Consider the following 17,350-nt stretch of genomic DNA (forward strand, 5'->3'; position numbering starts at 1 on the left):
GCCACAACAGGAGATTCAAGATGACAGTCACCCTCAAACAGTTGCAGCAGATCCTTCCCAACGCCGGTACCCAAGCCGGCGTTTTTCTTCCTGTCTTGAACGCGGCGATGGTGAAGTGGGGGATCGTCACTCCCTTTCGCAAGCGCGCATGGCTCGCCCAGGTCGGCCACGAGTCTGGCCAGCTGCGTTACGTCCGTGAACTCGGCAGCGATCAGTACCTAAGCAAGTACGACACCGGCAAGCTCGCCGCGCGCCTGGGCAATACGCCCGAGGCCGACGGTGACGGCCAGAAGTACCGCGGCCGTGGCCTGATTCAGATCACTGGCCACGACAACTACAAGCGCTGCGGCGAGGCCCTGGGCCTGAACCTGCTGGCCTACCCCGAACTCCTCGAGCGCCCTGAGCATGCCGCAGACTCGGCGGGGTGGTTCTGGCATCAGGCGGGCCTTAACTCGCTGGCCGACAAGGGACCGGCGGCGTTCGAAGCCATCACGCGGCGCATCAACGGCGGCCTGAATGGCCTGGAGGATCGCTTGGCGATCTACAGGCGTGCCGAGCAGGTGCTGATCTGATGGGCCTCGAATCGCGGCTCGCCCTGCTGGCCCTGGTGTTCGGTGCCGTGGTCGGCGCACGGCTTGCCTGGTTGTGGCAGGCCAACGAGCTGGCCACGCAGGTGGCGGGCTACGAGCAGCAGCTTGCGACAAAGGATCTGGAGCATGGCCGGGAGAGGGAAGCTGCTGCAGTGGCGGCGCTCGGCCAGCTCGAACAGTTGCAGGCAGCAAGGCGTGCGTTGGAAGACCGCCTGCAGGTGCAGGACCAAACCCACTGGAAGGAGATGAACGATGCTCAACAAGCTCAGGCTCGCCTGCGCGACCGGCTTGCTACTGCTGATCTGCGGCTGTCAGTCCTGGTCGACGCCGGATCCGTTGCCGCCCAGGGTTGTGGCGGTGGGGTGCGAGCGCCCGCCGGCACCGGAGGCGTGGTGGATGGAGCCCTACGCGCCCAACTTGACCCAGCGCATGCTCGACGAATTGTCGCCATCACCGATGAAGGCGATCGAGGATTGATCGCTTTGAAAGCCTGTCAGGCTTATGTATCAACTATGGTCAATTAGTTCTTTTTTCATTTGATGTCTAGTTTTAAGGGGTTTTTGTAAGTTGGGCGATCAGTTGTTTGAAGGACCCGATTTCTAAACATAGATATAGCGCTGGTGGCGATCAGTAGTGCAATCGCCATCCAGAATAGCATCCAATAATGAGCGGTGGTGGCGTGGGTTATTTTAGTCGATAGCAGTGCAATCCCTATCGCAACACCACAACCGGTCCTTAAAATGGTCTGGAATCCAGTCCCTGCTTCTGTGACGACCTTGTGAGTGAAGTTGAATGTGGTCGCCCCTCTTTCTGTTCTAAACCGGAAGCCATATTTGATCCCTATCAATACTAAATAGGGGAGCATCATCCAGCCGTAATAGTCGATCAGGGGGCCGATCGCTAATAGTCCTGACACCATTTCGTCTAATGCTTTTGAGCTTTTGCTGAATAGCAATATAGGGAGTGTCCCAAGTAGAAAAGCTAGGGCGAACTCTGTCGGTATCTCGCGTATAAGGTCAAAAGTGTCTTTTTTGAACTTTTGAAGTTTCTTACCCATACCCGTTCCTTGAGGTTCAGTCATGTAAAAGTAAAAGGGCGAGCCGGTTGGATGCGCCAACATCCAGCCCGGCCCGCCGAACCCGCAGACTCTTCCTGCAAGTCCAGCCGTGGCCCCTGCCTTGTGCACAAAGCGCGGCGAGCCTAACACCTGTTTATCCATACAGTAAAGACTTGCAATCAATGACCTCTCCAATCATTCCCTGGATGGGCGGCAAGCGCCGCCTGGCCGACCGCTTGATCCCTCTCTTTCCCCCTCATGAATGCTATGTCGAAGTCTTCGCCGGCGGTGCTGCGTTGTACTTCATGCGTCCCCAGGCCGCCCCGGTGGAGATACTCAACGACCTCAACGGCGACTTGGTGACGCTCTACCGGGTGGTGCAGAACCACCTCGAGGAGTTCGTCCGCCAGTTCAAATGGGCGCTCAGCTCGCGGCAGATCTTCGAGTGGCAGAAGATGACCCGCCCCGAGACGCTGACCGACATCCAGCGTGCAGCCCGTTTCTTCTACCTGCAGCAGCACGCCTTCGGCGGCAAGGTCTCCGGGCAGACGTTCGGTACCGCCACCACGGGACCGGCCATCAACCTGCTGCGCATCGAGGAGAATCTCTCGGCCGCATGGCAGCGCCTGGCCGGCACCTACGTCGAAAACCTTTCCTGGCACGATTGCGCCGAGCGCTACGATCGAACGCACACGTTCTTCTACATGGACCCGCCTTATTGGCAGACCGCCGGCTATGGCGTCGACTTCCCGTTCGAGGAGTACGAGCGCATGGCCGACTTCATGCGGCGCTGCAAGGGCAGGGTGATGGTCAGCATCAACGATCACCCGGACATCCGGCGAGCCTTCGACGGCTTCCACTTTGAGTGCCTGGATATCCGCTACAGCAATACCAATCAGCGGCAAGGCAAGGCTGATGTGACCGGCGAGCTGGTGATCATGAACTGGGTCCCCGAGGCTTTGGGAGGCCTGTTCTAGATGGTTGTCGCTCAGGATCTGATCTGCTTGCTATTCGATTTGCGTGGAGCGTTACTGTGTCCACGATCACAAAGGAAGCCGCTTCATGGAAACCGCCGAGATGTACCTTCAAACCTTCCCCTCCCACATCCTGCTGGCGGCTCTGCGCGGTGAGATTGACCTGAACGAGCTGGCTAAACAGCAACTGGTGAGTCGCGGCCTGGATTCCGCCGGCAAGTGGGTTGGCTTTGCCGAGTCCGCCCGGATCAAGGCGGAGTCGGTGGGTAAGTAACCGCGACGCCTCAGCGCTTTCCCGGGCGAAGTTGGTCCGGGACGGTGCTTACGAGGCGGTTTGTTGCGCGGGCTTGATCAGGCTCGGCCCCTGATTGCGCACGTTGCCTACATCGGTGCCGACACGGTGCCACTCAAAGATGTCGGCCGGCTCGCCCAGGTTGAGCACGATCTGTTCGGCATGCTCGCTTGGCATGCCGGCCGCAATCCATTCAACTGCCAGATCGGGCGACAGTACGACTGGCCGCCGATCATGCACGTCGACCATCCCGCCCTGGGCGTCGGCGGTGATTATCACGAACCCGTCATGCTCAGTACCGGTGAACTGACCGATCGCGGCGCAAAGGGCGGGGCGTCCATCTCGCCGGCGGATGTAGTAGGGCTGCTTCTTTGGCCCGCCTTCATCAACCCATTCGTACCAGCCATCCACCGGTGTGATCGCCCGGTGCGGCCATATCGCGCGGAAGAACGGGCCGTGCGCCACCTTTTCGACCCTGGCGTTGATAGGCGCCGCCCGGTCGGCCGCCCAGTCCGGCCGCCACCCCCACCTCACCAGGTCCGCGCGCGGGCCTGCGTCATCTACTCGAAGCACCGCCACGTTTGTCGTGGGCGCGACGTTGTACCGGCCCAGGGCTTGGTCACCGACGTTGTTCCGCCATACCTCTGGCATGCTCAGGGTGTCAACGAAGTCATGGATGCCTCGGTACTGGCTTAGCCTCCCACACATAACCCACCTCGCTCGTTTGTCGGCTGCCTCGCGTCCGCGCATTGACGTAGGAACGGTCTGACAGTTTACTGTATGAATATACAGCTATTCATTTGAGTTTATCTGCCATGACCATCACATTCCTGGGCGCGCCGACGGGCGGCCCCGCGCTGCTGCCGGTGTATTCGTTCCGTGTGCCGGCCGGATTCCCTTCGCCAGCGGCGGATCACCTGGAGCGCCATATCTCCCTCGACGAGCTTTTCGACCTGCGTGCCCCTCACGTGTACCTGGTGCAGGTGGAGGGCGACAGCATGCAGGGGGCCGGGATCTTCTCGGGCGATCTTCTCATCGTAGACCGCAGCAAGGAGGCCGAGCACGGCGACATCGTGATCGCCGCGATCAATACTGAGCCCGTCTGCAAGCGCCTGTACCGGCGCGACGGCGTGCTAATCCTGCAGTCGGAGAACCCCGCCTACCCACCGCGACATGTCATGGAGGGCGACGATCTGGTCATGTGGGGTGTGGTCCGTTACAGCGTGCGCGATCATGCCCAGTGACCAGGTGTTCGCGCTGATCGACTGCAACTCGTTTTACGCGAGCTGCGAGCGCGTGTTCCGGCCGGATCTGGCCAAGACGCCCATCGTGGTGCTGAGTAACAACGACGGCTGTGTGATCGCCAGGTCATACGACGCCAAGCCCTACGTGAAGATGGGTGAGCCCTATTTCCAGGCCAAGGAGAAGCTGCGCCGGCATGGCGTCGTGGCATTCTCGTCCAACTATGCGCTGTATGGCGACATGAGCGAGCGGGTCATGTCGCTGATCGAGTCGATGGTGCCGGCGACCGAGGTCTATTCGATCGACGAATGCTTCGCTGACCTCACGGGCGTACAGGGGAGCCTGACCCAGTTCGGCCGGGATGTGCGTGCCAAGGTGCTGCGCTGTACTGGCATCCCCGTCGGTGTAGGGATCGCCCGCACCAAGACCCTGGCAAAGCTCGCCAACCACACTGCCAAGCGCCTGCAGGCGCATACGGGCGGGGTGGTCGATATCACTGATGACTTCAAGCGTGATTGGGTGTTGCGCAACACCGAGGTGCAAGAGGTGTGGGGTATTGGCCGGCGGATGACGGCACACCTGGAGGCCATGGGCATCCGCATGGCCATGGACTTGGCGAAGGCAGATCCGCGGATGTTGCGCGACAAATTCAGCGTGGTGGTCGAGAAGACCGCGCGTGAGCTCGCCGGCACACCCTGCCTCGAGCTGGATGAGGCTGACCCGCCGAAGCAGGAGATCTGCTGCAGTCGAATGTTCGGCAAGCGGCTGACGGAGCTGACGCCGATTAAGCAGGCGGTGGCTACCTATACGGGGCGCGCGGCCGAGAAGCTACGTGCGCAGGGCTCGGTCTGTAAGCACATGCGAGTATCGATCCGCACAGGCATGTTCAATCCCAATGAGCTGCACTTTGCCAAAGGTGCCCAGGTCGCCCTCCCGTACCCCACCAATGACACCTTGCTGCTGACAAGGGCTGCAACTGAGGCAGTAGATCGGATTTACCAGGCCGGCTACCGCTACAGCAAGGCCGAGGTGCTACTGCTCGATCTGCGACAGCCTGGCGAGTTTAGCGATGACCTGTTTACAGCCTCACAACCAGAATCCTCAAGCCGCTTAATGGCTGTTTTGGACGAAATCAATACACGCTATGGCAGAAGAACAGTGAGGGCGGGCAGTGATCCCGGCGCTCCCGAATGGAGGATGCGCCGAGATATGATGAGCCAATCCTATACAACGCGAATTGACCAATTGTGGAAAGTAAAATGTTTGTGATCAGGTTTCATGGGTTTATTGTGTATTGCTAAATGAATGGTATTGGTCTTTGATCGAGTGCGGCCTATGGTTTTCTTCCGTTGGTTTCTACATGGCGACTGATGGCGCTCATAATAGAGAGTATGGAGCTGGAGATGTTGTCAAACTCTATGGTTCCCCATTCCTTTACAATCAAGCCTGATGGTCCGGGGCAGGAAGTGTAAACTTTATTGTTTGTAGTGGTTACTGCCCAGTCGATATTTCCGAAGGCGTTAATATCTTTTATGTATCTCTCTATCTGGGTTACGGCGCTTTTTAGGGCGAAGTCCTGTCCCATTCCAGTACCAGAGGCAGGGAATTTTTTCTGAGGATATAGTTTCTCTAAAATCTCGTGAGGTAGTAGGTCCTCAATTTTCTTAAAGTTTCCGCTGGATACTTTTTTGAGCATGTCTTCTAACGTTTGTATGTCGTTTTTTGATCTGTGGAGGTCGGACTCCAATCGGGTGTTTGTCAATTCGAGGTCGGATATTTTGCCGCTTAGCACTGAGGTCTGTGGATTAAGCTGGGCTATGATTTCTTTCAGTGACTTGATTTCTGCTAAATGTTTTTCATTTTTCTCGTCAAAGGCGGACTGCTGTTGGATGGTTAAGATACGTAGCTCTCGCCATTCCGCTCTTGTTAGCGGGATTTCGTCATCTATAGCTTGTTTTATTTCTTTAAGTTTTTTGTGGTGCGATCTGGATATTGAGTAAATCCAAGCCGCAGGGTGGGGGTATAGTATTATTAGGAAGAGCGAGGCTAGTAGCGGAAAGGCAATTCCCTTAAGTATATAATCCTGAGTTGTGGGGAAGAGATTTAAGCTAATATAAGTAATTTTTTCAGGGGCGCCCAGGCTTGAGAAGATTATTAAAATTACTTTGTAATTTATTAGGCACCACGAAAGTAGGAATGCACCTAGAAGTGGGCTTGTTGCGCGCTCGTAGAGTTGGGCTTTGATGGCAGTCGTTATGTCGTCTAACATTTCCTTGTAGACCTTATGTGATTTTCAAATGGCGCAGGTGATCAGTCTGTGCCGTAGGGTGGAGAAAGTGGGGCTAGGAACCTCTCTAGCCTCTGAGTATGACAAGCAGAATTGGCCACATTCATCATCGGGCGTACGCTGTCTTGTCGGTTTTCCCCCGTGGGGCAGGTAGCGGGGTGAGATGGGGCAAAAATGGGACAAACCGAGCACCGTTCTATGCCACCCCATGCCCTTTAGGGGTTCCGCCAGCAGGCCTCAACAAGCGCCAAGCCCTTTGTTTATAGGGTTGGGCGCTTGTTACGTCAATACTCCAGCACAATTGGGGTGTGCAATAGTCGAATCAAAGCGGACTCACGACCAGGTTAGATATCCAGCGGATAGCTGCTTAAATCTGCTGTCAAGTGGTGCTTTGCCATTGCCTGGGAGGTTGGTTAAGAGGAAGTCAATGCACTCGAGAAGGCGCTGATTGACCACGCCCGCTTTGATTTTTTCCAAGGCTTTGCATGCTTGTTTGCGGCAAATTTCCTCACTAAGTTGAAACTGAATCTCGAAGCTCGTAAGGGCTGCAAGCGCAGTAGGTGCCCAGTGGTCACCTAGCAATCCTAGAAGCTGATCGTAATAAGTCGCACCTCTTGGGGAGACTCCGTTGCAGTACGACCGGCCATTACCGATTCGGCATATGAGGAAAACCTTAATCAGCTTGGGCGCGAAATTCGTTAGAATATCCTGCTGTTTGTGTATGTACGACATTATGTCGTCAGCCACGGGGGCCTCGTGGTGGTAGTTGTCCCAAGCGTTATGCTTTTCAAGCAGCGAGTCGATCAGCCCATCTACGATAATTGCTCGTTCAGCATCTGAGCGGAAAGCATTGCCGTTGACGGCTTGGAAGAATTGGTCGCCAAGTTCGTACTTTTCTTTGTGAAGATTGGTGTTGTAGCCTTCAAGAGTTAGTCCGAGTCGGTATTTGAAGTCTTCATTGCTTGCTTGCCAGACAGGAATTGAAAGTAGGGAAATGTTCTTCCTGACCTGTGGGTCTGTATCTGCTGCTACGTAGATGCCAAACATGGTTCTGAGAATGTTCCCACAGTGGTGGGACGCAAGCTCATTTATTTTGCTGGTAATGCTGGAAAGGTTGGCGGCGTCAAGAGGTTGAGTGTATGATCGGAGGTTTTGGATGAATGCCTGAACTTGTAGCGCGGATTCAGTGGGGCGATCATTCAATACATCTTTGATGCAATTCGTGAGCCAGGCTAAAAGCTCGTAAGCATTGATTGTGTAATTGGTTGGGTGCGATATTCCAATATCGTTGCGCATGTCGAGCATGTGCTTCAGTTTTTTTGTTGTTGTCTCGCTTATCAGTTCAAGCTTTCGACATGTATCTAGGAGAGTTGCATCTTTTACTGAGCGGAGGTCATCTTCTGTCTGGTAGAACTCCCTATTTTTTCCTCCGATTGCCGCGTCGTAGAAAATATCGAGTCCATACGCTATAACTTTTTTATGTAGGTCTAGGACGACCTCATTCCAAATTGCGTTGAGTGAGTAGTCAAATAACCCAAAGCCCGCACCTACAACAAATTTGGATAAGTACCTGGCGCCTTGTTTCGCGTCATGAGGGAGTGACTCAATTAATGCCGGTAAGGCGTGCCCGATAATTGCTCTTTCCTCTTGGGAGGCAATAATGTTTTCATGTGGCAAGCCAATACTTTGCAGTACGTCAACGACCATTTGTGCTTGTGGGTCAACTAACTGCATTTGTGGTTTGGGGACTAGACTGCTCATAGTGGATCCATTCCTTTGTGCGATACAGTGTGGTGGTACTGCTTCTTGAGCGCAGAACTAGCGCCTGTGGTCGAGTGAGCCAACCTGGAGCCTATCCTTGCCAAGGTCTGATGCATTGTGCCAGTACAGACGTGGGCGGGCTATGGGGCGAGTATGGGTGTTTGGTGCTGCCGGTTTTTTGGGGGGCAGGTGAGCTAGCGCGTCAGGCTAGGCCGCACATCAGGAAGGCATCGGAACGTAGCGTTGCGGCTTTGATCGAAGCCGCATGGCCTCACAGTAGGGGCTGGTCGAGAGCTGGGCCATTCTGTGGCAGCTAAAGGATTGGTTGGTACAAGATTGGTACGGATAAATACAGGTGACCCTGGGGCTCCCGAAAATCAAAGCCTGCAAGTAGAGTCTGCCCAATCCATCATCGGCGCCACGGAGAAGCGGCGGGACGGCTCGGGGCGCGGGGCAGTGGGGGTAGCGGCTTGAGAATGCATAGGTGTGGGGCACGAACTCAGCGAAGCCAGGCGGCGGGGGGCGCTGGCAGGCAATGTGAAGAATGAATGGTTGCCAGTTTACCAAGCATGGCGGGATTCGTCCGAACTGATCGGCGATAAGCCGCTGTTATGCATCGGCACCGGAAGCCACGCCAACTCGTTTTCCATGCAACGCCTTGAATGCTGCTCCGATGTGCCAGGTTTGGGGGCCGATTGGAATGGCAGCCTGCGGATCTGCGTGGATTGTGTCCCAGGAAGTGGTGTAACTCATCATGGCTCTGGCCACTGAGTTTGCCGTTTAGTTGATCACGGCCGACAGCTTGGCCTGTGGATTATCGCTGACCGCTTCGAAGGCCTCCAACTGCATGTAGCGTCTTTGCAGGCACCACTCGTCGTTCTGCTCCAGCAGCATCGCGCCTACCAGCCGTGTGATGGCCGGATCGTTGGGAAAAATCCCCACGACATCGGTGCGGCGTTTGATTTCAGCGTTAAGCCGTTCAAGCGGGTTGGTGCTGTGTAACTGCTGTCGGTGCGCTTTTGGAAACGCCATGTGAGCCAGCACTTCATCCTCGCAGCCGTCCATGAGTGTCGCGATCTTGGGGTATTTTTCGCGCAGTTGATCAGCGACCAAACGCCATTGCTGATGGCATTCGGCACGGCTGTCCTGGGCGAAGACCGTGCGCAGCAGCGCCGCTACCATGGTGCGCTGGCCCTTGCCGACATGGGCCATGGCGTTGCGCATGAAGTGCACGCGACAGCGCTGCCAGGTCGCATTGAAGACCTTGGACACAGCTGCTTTCAGGCCTTCGTGGGCGTCGGAGATGACCAGCTTCACGCCCCGTAAGCCACGTCGCATGAGGCTGCGCAGGAAGTCTGTCCAGAACGGCTCGGCCTCCGATGGCCCAACCCGCATGCCCAGGACTTCGCGGCCACCGTCAGTGTTCACGGCCACGGCGATTATTACGGCGACCGAGACGATGCGCCCGGCCTCCCGCACCTTGACGTAGGTGGCATCGATCCAGAGGTAGGGCCAGTCACCTTCAAGTGGCCGATCAAGAAACGCATGAACGCGTTCATCAATCTCGCCTGCCAGCCGTGACACCTGGCTTTTGGAAATGCCGGTCATGCCCATGGCCTTCACCAGCTCATCTACTGAACGCGTTGAAACGCCTTGAATGTAGGCCTCCTGAATGACCGCCGCCATGGCCTTCTCGGCGGTGCGTCGAGGTTCGAGGAAGCCCGGAAAGTAGCTGCCTTGGCGCAACTTGGGGATCTTCAGGTCGACGTCGCCGGCACGGGTTTGCCACAGGCGGTCACGGTAGCCATTGCGGCTGTTTGTCCGGTCTGGGCTTTTGACATCGAAGCCGGCACCGCACAGGCCTTCGACATCGAACTCCATCATGCGCTGGGCAACGAACTGGATCATTTGCTTGAGCAGATCAGCATCTGCCCCTTTCTCAACCAACTCGGTCAATGCGATAGTGGGCTTGGTCATCGTGGTTTCTCTGGTGAAGGTTAAGTCCGCAAACTCAACGTTAGCCAAGAACCACGATGACCATCCTCTTTCGCCCGCAGGGCGCCTTCGGCTGGTTCAGTTACACCACTTCCCGGGACACGATCTCTGCGTGAGGCTAGATCTGTGTCGTAATACCTTCGATGGCGAGCAATTGCTGGGCATTTTCGAGTTGCCTGCGGGTACCCTTCAGCCATAGCCGGCCTGTTCCCGCTAGAAGGAACAAGGTGTCGGGATAGGAGTAGACGAGTTTCTGTCGTAGCTTGATCACGGCAGCTTTGCTTTCACGAGAGAGCGAAGCTGCCAGCACATAGATCTTCCCCGCAACCGGCTCATGGCCTGGCTGGCGATGGTACAACCTCAGTACTGGCTCACGAGCGTTGTCGCAGCGCAGCCAGAGCTCATTTCGAGTTGGAGGGTGGCGAGTTGCCTGCATTGGTCTAGCTTTCAGGGTAGCCAGCGAAACGGCAGTAGGCTGAGACCTATAGTTAAGCTAGGGAGCAATAATAATGAACAAGAGACGCATTGGTTTAATGGTCGGCTGGTTGGTTATTGTGACTTCATTGTTTTTTAATGCCGCCAAAGCGGACCCTAGGCCCGTGTTAGCGGGAATGATTCAGCAGTTGCAGACCGGTACACCCAACCAGATGTGGTATGGGCCACAGCTCTGGCAAACAATTGCGATGCAGACCGGCAATAGTGGATACTATCCAGCCCTGGCTGCGCTGGGGCCAGTTACCAATATTACAGTTATCGGTTCTCAGGGGCTGCCGGGTGGAGCAATTTTCAATCTTGTTGCTACGCATCAAGGCGGTCAGTCAACGTGGTTTATGGGCATTGGCGCGCTGAGTAACAGAATAGAGTATGCAAATTTCAACATCGGCGCGAACTTACCATCGCAACCAATTCCAAACCCCACCCCAACGCCCACCGCTACGCCCTCTACACCGACTAGCCCCTCTAATGACGGAGGAGCCTGCTCAATGTATCCCGACTTGTGTTAGTAGAGGGTAGAATCATGCTAACAAGACGCCGGACTGTCCTGGGAGGGTTGCTTACTATCGTCTTTAGTTATGTTAATTCCTCTCGTTGCCTTGCAGAACATGGGGGAGATCATTATCACGGATGTTTTATAACTGCGCCACAAGCTCGGCAGCTTTTGGGGAGTAGCGAGGTGCGCTCGTTTAATCTAGGAACAGAACCCATACGGCAGTCAGGCAATAGGGCGTTTGATAGGGCTCTGGCACATACGCTAGCCAAGCTTGCCAATACCTTTGGCGTCTTGCCAGGCTTTGCCTATTATGCTGACGGTTCTGAGCACAATGCATTTGCAACCCCTGCTCAGCTGTTAGAAAAAACCGACGGGACAGTGATGTTTGGTCTTGGCATGCTGCAGAGGCTAATGTCGGGTAATGATCATCCTGAGCTGTCCGTGGCTGCAGTTTGTGCGCATGAATTTGGCCATATCTATCAATATAAACATGGGTTGATGGATGTGGTGAATGCTGGAGCTGCAACGGTTAAGCGGTCTGAGCTGCAGGCGGATTATTTAGCTGGGTTTTTCGCTGGGCTTAGAAAGCGAGAAAGGCCTGAATTTCCGGCTGCTGTCTTTGCCCAGACACAGCACAACTTCGGGGATAATATGATTGATCATCCATCCCACCACGGCACGCCAAACGAGCGTGCAGATGCAATTGTGGCGGGGTTCCATTTTGCAATGAATGGAAACTCTCTAGACCAAGCTGCGGATGAAAGCACTCGGTATGTAATGCGTCTAAAAGGTTAAAACTTGTTAGTGTTTTTTAAGGCTCCGCCACAACGGAGCTTTTCGAAACTTGTAAAAAACCATACCAGTACCACTGGTCGGACGCTCCTGCTGCTGCCTGGGAGGCTGGGAGGCCGGTTCGGGGCGTGGTGCGGTGGGGGGAGCGGCTTGAGAATGCATAAGAGTGGGGCACGAACTCAGCGAAGCCAGACGGCAGGGGCGCTGGCAGGCAATGTGAAGAATGAATGGTTGCCAGTTTACCAACCATGGCGGGATTCTCCGGTTTGATCGGCAATCAGGTGCTGGTCGGTTACATACGCTGAACGCGTACACCGGTATTTCGCGCCACCGGTCGCATGGGCTGCTCTTCCTCTTGCCAATGATGACCAATGGGTAGGGCAAAGCAAAACAGGGGATTGCATCATGACTGACGAGGCGCAACGAATAATCGCGCTGGAGCAGGCGCTTTTCGCGTTGCTGGCTGCCGGCGCTGTCCGGGGCATCCCTCCCAATGATCTGCGTCTTCATGCCATTGGAGGGCTGCTTACCGGTGCTCGATGGAAGTGGATCGATGAAGCGCACGTTGGCGCCACGATCAATGAGCTCCAGCAGGCCATGCGGGTTTTTCCGGAGTGAATTCGTCGAATGTGTCAGGTTTTCCAAACAACTGGATAGCCTGCATAGAGCCGCTTCGCTATCTGTGCCTTACTTAGATCTCATTCTGACGGAGGACGCGATGAGATCGAGAGGCCAGACCTACTGGAATTGGGCGGACGCCCAGCTGCACAGTCGTTCACATACCGAAGTGCTCGAGGCCGGGTTGACCATTGATGTTCAGGTCCGACTTTCCCGTGTGGGTGCCACTCAAATGTTCATTGGAATCTATGGGCCGGACGGCGCTTGCCTCCATGAGGAAGCGCACAAGGCGAGGCCAGGCCAATCCATGACCACAGCGATGCTCTGGGGTGTTGCGCTGGCACGCGACATGGGGGCGTCCTATGCGGTTCCGGGGCCTGACGCCAAGGCGACCGGCGGCGCGACGGAAAATCGAACGAGCCCGTGAGCCTCTTTCTCAAATCAGGTGTGGTATCCAGCAATTCCTTCCGAGGTATGCAGCGATGAGCACCGATCCGAGAGAGCAGGGCGGCACCAACCCAGACGATCCCACGACGCCTGACCCAGTAGAAGACGATCCGCTCATGGATGAGGAAGAAGAAGGCGAGGGCATGGGGCAGCAACGCAGTCCAGACGACCCGGCGCGCACGCCTGAGTGAGCGGGATTGTTGAGCCAAGCCCGGCTTCGTGCTGGGCTTTTGGTATTTAGACGGCTCACTTACTGCGTTTTCGGCTCCGCTCTGTGAATCAGCGGCTCGCCTTCGTTTCGTACGTTCACAATCCTGAAACTCTGACGCATCGTCCCGATGCTGTTTGCATCGGGGTATGGGCAGATCTGCTGGCTTTCAGCCCAGACGTGGGCGCGTGCAGAATTGTCTGAGGAAGTTTTGATTGTGGGACAAGTGGTCACCGTAATAGGAGACCACATCACCAATAACCATGAACGGTGTAAAGCCCTCGTAGCCGCCTTCCGCCCCGCGGAAGTTCACATAGCCACAAACGCCTTCGTACTGTTTACCGCTGGCGTAGGCTGCCTTGAATTTGTACAGCGTTTCGAACTTCGCCGAATCCGGGTCGGCAATATGCTTGAGCAGCTTCTGTTTGGCATCGGCTATTTCAGCTTTGCTTGCAGCGGCATGTTCGACGGTGGGAGGGGTTGGGGGCGCTGGCGGCTCGGGGAGCATGCAGCCAGCAAGCGAGAGCGTAAGCCCGGTTATCGAGAGTGCTTTGAGCATTTTCCAATTCCTTTTGGCTGCCGCTCCAGCCAGACCTGAGGCGGTAGATAACCTTGCCTCAAGCAGGGCGCTGGAGGCGGGTTCATGAACTAACGCGTTTTGCGCTGTACGTCGCTGAGCGCGGGTGCAGTGTAGTCCAAGAGTTATCCCAGTGCGTCGCACCGGGCTTGCCTGCCAGCGATGGCGCCGACTTGAGGTCGGCGCGGTTGGGTGGGAGCCGGTTTGCCGAACGATCCTTGGTGGTGCCCCACATCCTGGCTTATGGCACCGACCGGATAGTCGTTTTTCCTAGCGACTCATCCCCAACTCCGCATCGTCCATCAATGCCTTGGCCAACGCGCTCAGGTAATACGACGCCCAGAGCAGTTGGGGCTTTTCCTCCATGATGCCGGTGATGGTCAGGTCGCGTACGCAGCCCATCAATTCCGAAGCCTGGTCCCGCGCATGCTGGCAAGGGATGCCGGGTTCGATGCAGAACAGCGGGTCGGTCTGGCCTTCGCCCTGGTAGAACTTGGTCTTGCCCACGGTGGTGTGGGGCGGGGTGGTATCTGTGGTCATCGTTGAATCTCCCTGAAGGGTTCTGCTGCCTGGCCTGGCGCTATCGCGGGGCAAGCCCGCTCCCACGTCGGGACGTAATGGCGTGGGAGCGGGCTTGCCCCGCGATGACGTCATCTCAGGCGCCACATGCCTTGTGATCTAGTGCAACGTACGCGGTTGAGCGTTCGGCATTTGCACCTGAATCAATGCCGACTCAAGCAGCACGCGCAGTGCCTCCATCTCATGCATGGAGGCCAGCATCAGAATCGAGGCGGGTGCCTTGGGCTGCAGCAGCACAGCCTGATGCGCCACGCTCTGCGCGCACAGGGCGTACTCGGTGGCCTGGATAAGGGTGTCTTCGAGAGAGTGGTGGTTGTGGGGTGGGTCGGGGACGATCTTTAGCATGGTGATTTACCGTTGACGGTGCCACCACCAGCCTGCTGTCAAACAGAAGGGCGGCAGCTGTACGTGGGTTGACAGACCGGCGGTAAATCACGCAAAAGTTCCGGCGCACGCAAGCGTGCCCACACGTACAGCCACCATTGAACGGGGACTGCCTGCGTGATTCTACCGTTACAGCCTGTCAAAGCTGTGTCGTTGATGTGCAACGACAGGCCGAGACTAGAGCGCCCACAGAGCAGCCGCAACGGAAAAAAGGCGGCAGCAGTATGTTTGGGAAATGGACTACAAGGAAGGGGTAAAATCTGATTGTTGATGATCTACATCGACGCTTTTCGGGAACAGGGTGTGGGGACAGGCGTCGCCTAAAACAAACCGATCAGCATTGATAGCCTCTGCGTTGCCCAGGGTCATACATTGATGGCTAGGTTAAACCAAGGAGTTAACTATGCTGATCAATGGTTATCAGAGCTTCCAGTACCTGCCCAGCCAAATCAGCGAGCAGACTCATTCAGGTACCGTTGGTGAGGCGCAGGTGAGCGTGGTCACTACCTCGCCAGAGGCCAATCGGTTGGCAAAGCGAATTGAATATAGTGCAGGTAAGAGTTTGCTCCACTACCTGAATATATCCACGACCCAGCCGCTGAAGGACTTGCTCCAATGGTTGGCCAGTTTTCTCGGCCGAAGCGCAGCGGCCCAGGGCGCGGCGGAGGATCTACGCCCGCAACACGCCGAACCGACCGGCACCGCAGCGCCTTTTCGCCGCAGTTTCGGCAATGGCTTCAAGACCGCGCTCGATGCAGTAAGCCTGCTCGCTACTGCCTCCAAAGTTGATCACAAGCGCTTCGATGTAACGCTGAAAGCCGAGCAGATTAATAGCTTGCAAGGTGCCATTGTCGAGGGGCGTGCAAATTTCAAAGAAATTGAGATGATGGTGAAAACCCGCGGGGACTTGCAATGTGTGCGCACCCTCGCGTTGAGCTTGACTCATGATGCTGACTCCCATCAGCCTTCAATCAAGGCAGCGCTGGCGAACTTGGCCACCGACCGTCCAAACCCAAGTGTCTTTCTGAATGGGCTGATGACATTCCTGCAAGGCCAGGAAACCCGGTGGTTCGAAAAAACCATGAATAATCCTAAGATGCGGCTGGACGCTCAAGCGCAGAATGATTTCATTAGCGAACAGCTCCAGGCGCATATTGATAAACTGGGTGCTCACGAGGCCAACAAGATTCTTGAGCAGCTGGAGGGGTGTTTCGGTCAGCGGGCATATGGGGTTATGGGGACTGCCATCGAACTATTGGGGTTGGCGGACGATGACGATCAGCTTCTGTCCCGCATGACCCGTGCCGAGGGCCTGAGCGATAGCCTGATCAGTCTGCTTCGCGCGAAGCTTGATATGCCCGAGAGTGGTATGAAGAGCTTACCCACTATCGATAGCTTCAACCAGTTGAACCCACTGGAGTTGGCCGCACTGGTGAGCCTAGGCATCAAGTTGCAATAGGCAGGGGGCAGGCCCCCATTTCACCGGCAAATCGACCAAGCCTGCACGGCGCCAAATCGGGCGATGGCGTGTCACTGGTGATTTCCATGCTCACGAGGCGGCCTACGGTAGCGGCCAGCGTGACACCAGGATGCATGACACAAACGTAAACGCCGCTGATACCCGGCAGATAACCAACTAGCGGTGCACCATCGCTGGGTATTGGCCTGAAACCCACGCACGCCTTTTCCACGTCGAGTGAAACGGCGCCATGCAACTCTGCTCTGATGGCCTCGGCGGTTCTCAGTGCAATCGCGCCTGGTTGGTTATCTGCGGCATCGTCCAGATAATCCTCTGCCGCCAACAGGCTGCCGTCATCAGCATGCCGTACCTCCATGGTTGCGTTGGAAAGGATCCCTCGGACAAGGTGGGGCGGCGAGTTGTAGCGGATATAGATGGCAGGAGAGGCTTCCAGTGGAAGTGGGTAGCCCAACAAGTCTGTCAATAGCGTGGTACCCGTTCCCGCCGCAAGTACCACCAGGTCCGCATCGATTACCCCGTGGGTGGTTTTCAAACCTGAGACTTTATCTGCGCTACCCGTGAACCCTTCCACCTGTGTCTGCTCCAGCAACCTGGCGCCTCGGGCTTGAGCGCCTTTGATCAAGGCCCGGGTGGCCGCTACTGCGTTCAGCGCGCCTTCCTCTGGAGCATGGTTGGCCTGGGCAGGAGGGTGTTTCAGATTAGGTTCCAGGGTGAGGATCTGAGCGCGGGATACCGTTGAGATCCCTGTAGCCGTGGCAGGGGTGGCCGGTACTTCCGGGAGGCCATAGGTTAGCGAACCGGTCCATTGAATGTGTAGGTCTGGCAGCTGCGCTTCGAGGCGACGATAGTCCGATACGGCTGCGGCCCGCAGTGCGGCGACAGGGTCTGCGTCACTGCAGGCGGAATTGATCCATGCAAAGGAAGTGGAGGTCACACCAGACGCTACATGGCCAGCCTCCACGATGGTCACCTGCACGCCTTGGCAGGAAAGGTGGTAAGCAACGGAGGCCCCCACGATACCTGCCCCCACCACAACCACATTCAGTCCCGGGATATTTTTCATCGTGCTCCGTCAC

At 56.2% G+C, this 17,350-nt stretch carries 21 protein-coding genes; 12 read left to right on the plus strand and 9 right to left on the minus strand.

What is annotated here, in order from left to right; translation table 11 throughout:
* Window positions 1–20 precede the first annotated feature (20 nt).
* Window positions 21–572, plus strand: coding sequence for a glycoside hydrolase family 19 protein (locus ACZ9C1_RS01455; protein ID WP_476253441.1), 552 nt, complete (start codon window positions 21–23; stop codon window positions 570–572).
* Entirely contained in the window at window positions 572–1,114 is a 543-nt protein-coding gene (locus ACZ9C1_RS01460; protein ID WP_476253442.1) for a lysis system spanin subunit, read from the plus strand. The genes ACZ9C1_RS01455 and ACZ9C1_RS01460 overlap by 1 nt, the downstream gene beginning before the upstream one ends.
* Window positions 1,115–1,122: 8 nt before the next feature.
* Here ACZ9C1_RS01460 and ACZ9C1_RS01465 read toward each other — a convergent pair whose 3' ends face one another.
* Entirely contained in the window at window positions 1,123–1,809 is a 687-nt protein-coding gene (locus ACZ9C1_RS01465) for a hypothetical protein (protein ID WP_476253443.1), read from the minus strand.
* Between the two features lie 20 nt (window positions 1,810–1,829).
* On the opposite strand from ACZ9C1_RS01465, the gene ACZ9C1_RS01470 reads away from it, so the two are divergent.
* Both ACZ9C1_RS01470 and ACZ9C1_RS01475 read left to right on the plus strand, forming a co-directional pair.
* Window positions 1,830–2,624: a DNA adenine methylase gene (locus ACZ9C1_RS01470; RefSeq protein WP_476253444.1), complete on the plus strand. Its 795-nt coding sequence runs from the start codon at window positions 1,830–1,832 to the stop codon at window positions 2,622–2,624.
* 85 nt (window positions 2,625–2,709) lie between these two features.
* Window positions 2,710–2,895, plus strand: coding sequence for a hypothetical protein (locus tag ACZ9C1_RS01475; RefSeq protein WP_476253445.1), 186 nt, complete (start codon window positions 2,710–2,712; stop codon window positions 2,893–2,895).
* Window positions 2,896–2,943: 48 nt separating this feature from the next.
* Here the strand turns inward: ACZ9C1_RS01475 and ACZ9C1_RS01480 are convergent, their stop codons facing one another.
* A complete protein-coding gene (locus ACZ9C1_RS01480; protein ID WP_476253446.1) occupies window positions 2,944–3,621 on the minus strand; it encodes an SOS response-associated peptidase in 678 nt (225 codons plus the stop codon).
* 107 nt (window positions 3,622–3,728) lie between these two features.
* Here ACZ9C1_RS01480 and ACZ9C1_RS01485 point away from each other — a divergent pair, with 107 nt between their 5' ends.
* Both ACZ9C1_RS01485 and umuC read left to right on the plus strand, forming a co-directional pair.
* Complete coding sequence (locus ACZ9C1_RS01485; RefSeq protein WP_476253447.1) at window positions 3,729–4,157, plus strand: LexA family protein; 429 nt, start codon at window positions 3,729–3,731, stop codon at window positions 4,155–4,157.
* Window positions 4,147–5,424, plus strand: coding sequence for a translesion error-prone DNA polymerase V subunit UmuC (umuC, locus tag ACZ9C1_RS01490; RefSeq protein WP_476253448.1), 1,278 nt, complete (start codon window positions 4,147–4,149; stop codon window positions 5,422–5,424). The genes ACZ9C1_RS01485 and umuC overlap by 11 nt, the downstream gene beginning before the upstream one ends.
* Window positions 5,425–5,488: 64 nt before the next feature.
* On the opposite strand, the gene ACZ9C1_RS01495 is transcribed toward umuC, so the two are convergent.
* The 3 genes from ACZ9C1_RS01495 to ACZ9C1_RS01505 all read right to left on the minus strand — a co-directional run bounded on the left by ACZ9C1_RS01495 (window position 5,489) and on the right by ACZ9C1_RS01505 (window position 10,180).
* The gene (locus ACZ9C1_RS01495; protein WP_476253449.1) at window positions 5,489–6,424 is read right to left on the minus strand and encodes a hypothetical protein; all 936 of its coding nucleotides are present in this window, start codon (window positions 6,422–6,424) and stop codon (window positions 5,489–5,491) included.
* A gap of 351 nt (window positions 6,425–6,775) precedes the next feature.
* Window positions 6,776–8,203, minus strand: a complete 1,428-nt coding sequence (locus ACZ9C1_RS01500; protein ID WP_476253450.1) for a hypothetical protein — start codon at window positions 8,201–8,203, stop codon at window positions 6,776–6,778.
* A gap of 780 nt (window positions 8,204–8,983) precedes the next feature.
* Window positions 8,984–10,180, minus strand: coding sequence for an IS256 family transposase (locus ACZ9C1_RS01505; RefSeq protein WP_016391483.1), 1,197 nt, complete (start codon window positions 10,178–10,180; stop codon window positions 8,984–8,986).
* A 527-nt stretch (window positions 10,181–10,707) separates the two neighbouring features.
* Here ACZ9C1_RS01505 and ACZ9C1_RS01510 point away from each other — a divergent pair.
* From ACZ9C1_RS01510 to ACZ9C1_RS01530, 5 genes are all read left to right on the plus strand, one after another.
* Entirely contained in the window at window positions 10,708–11,202 is a 495-nt protein-coding gene (locus ACZ9C1_RS01510; protein WP_146022622.1) for a hypothetical protein, read from the plus strand.
* Window positions 11,203–11,372: 170 nt separating this feature from the next.
* Entirely contained in the window at window positions 11,373–11,984 is a 612-nt protein-coding gene (locus ACZ9C1_RS01515; protein ID WP_457377921.1) for a M48 family metalloprotease, read from the plus strand.
* Between the two features lie 402 nt (window positions 11,985–12,386).
* On the plus strand, window positions 12,387–12,599 hold the full coding sequence (locus ACZ9C1_RS01520) for a hypothetical protein (RefSeq protein WP_457377920.1): 213 nt from the start codon (window positions 12,387–12,389) through the stop codon (window positions 12,597–12,599).
* A 100-nt stretch (window positions 12,600–12,699) separates the two neighbouring features.
* Complete coding sequence (locus ACZ9C1_RS01525) at window positions 12,700–13,026, plus strand: hypothetical protein (protein ID WP_457377919.1); 327 nt, start codon at window positions 12,700–12,702, stop codon at window positions 13,024–13,026.
* A gap of 55 nt (window positions 13,027–13,081) precedes the next feature.
* Window positions 13,082–13,237 carry a hypothetical protein gene (locus ACZ9C1_RS01530; protein ID WP_476253451.1) on the plus strand — a complete coding sequence of 52 codons (156 nt, stop codon included), beginning with the start codon at window positions 13,082–13,084 and terminating at the stop codon, window positions 13,235–13,237.
* 186 nt (window positions 13,238–13,423) lie between these two features.
* Here ACZ9C1_RS01530 and ACZ9C1_RS01535 read toward each other — a convergent pair whose 3' ends face one another.
* The 3 genes from ACZ9C1_RS01535 to ACZ9C1_RS01545 form a co-directional block, all read right to left on the minus strand.
* Complete coding sequence (locus ACZ9C1_RS01535) at window positions 13,424–13,813, minus strand: hypothetical protein (RefSeq protein ID WP_476253452.1); 390 nt, start codon at window positions 13,811–13,813, stop codon at window positions 13,424–13,426.
* Window positions 13,814–14,101: 288 nt separating this feature from the next.
* Window positions 14,102–14,371, minus strand: coding sequence for a DUF3077 domain-containing protein (locus ACZ9C1_RS01540; RefSeq protein ID WP_102684504.1), 270 nt, complete (start codon window positions 14,369–14,371; stop codon window positions 14,102–14,104).
* Window positions 14,372–14,509: 138 nt separating this feature from the next.
* The gene (locus ACZ9C1_RS01545; protein ID WP_102684505.1) at window positions 14,510–14,755 is read right to left on the minus strand and encodes a hypothetical protein; all 246 of its coding nucleotides are present in this window, start codon (window positions 14,753–14,755) and stop codon (window positions 14,510–14,512) included.
* Window positions 14,756–15,197: 442 nt separating this feature from the next.
* Between ACZ9C1_RS01545 and ACZ9C1_RS01550 the strand changes: the two genes are divergently transcribed.
* Entirely contained in the window at window positions 15,198–16,253 is a 1,056-nt protein-coding gene (locus ACZ9C1_RS01550; protein WP_476253453.1) for a hypothetical protein, read from the plus strand.
* On the opposite strand, the gene ACZ9C1_RS01555 is transcribed toward ACZ9C1_RS01550, so the two are convergent.
* Window positions 16,240–17,337: an NAD(P)/FAD-dependent oxidoreductase gene (locus ACZ9C1_RS01555; RefSeq protein ID WP_476253454.1), complete on the minus strand. Its 1,098-nt coding sequence runs from the start codon at window positions 17,335–17,337 to the stop codon at window positions 16,240–16,242. The genes ACZ9C1_RS01550 and ACZ9C1_RS01555 overlap by 14 nt on opposite strands.
* Window positions 17,338–17,350 lie beyond the last annotated feature (13 nt).

This window comes from Pseudomonas sp. TE21435 (assembly GCF_056279265.1).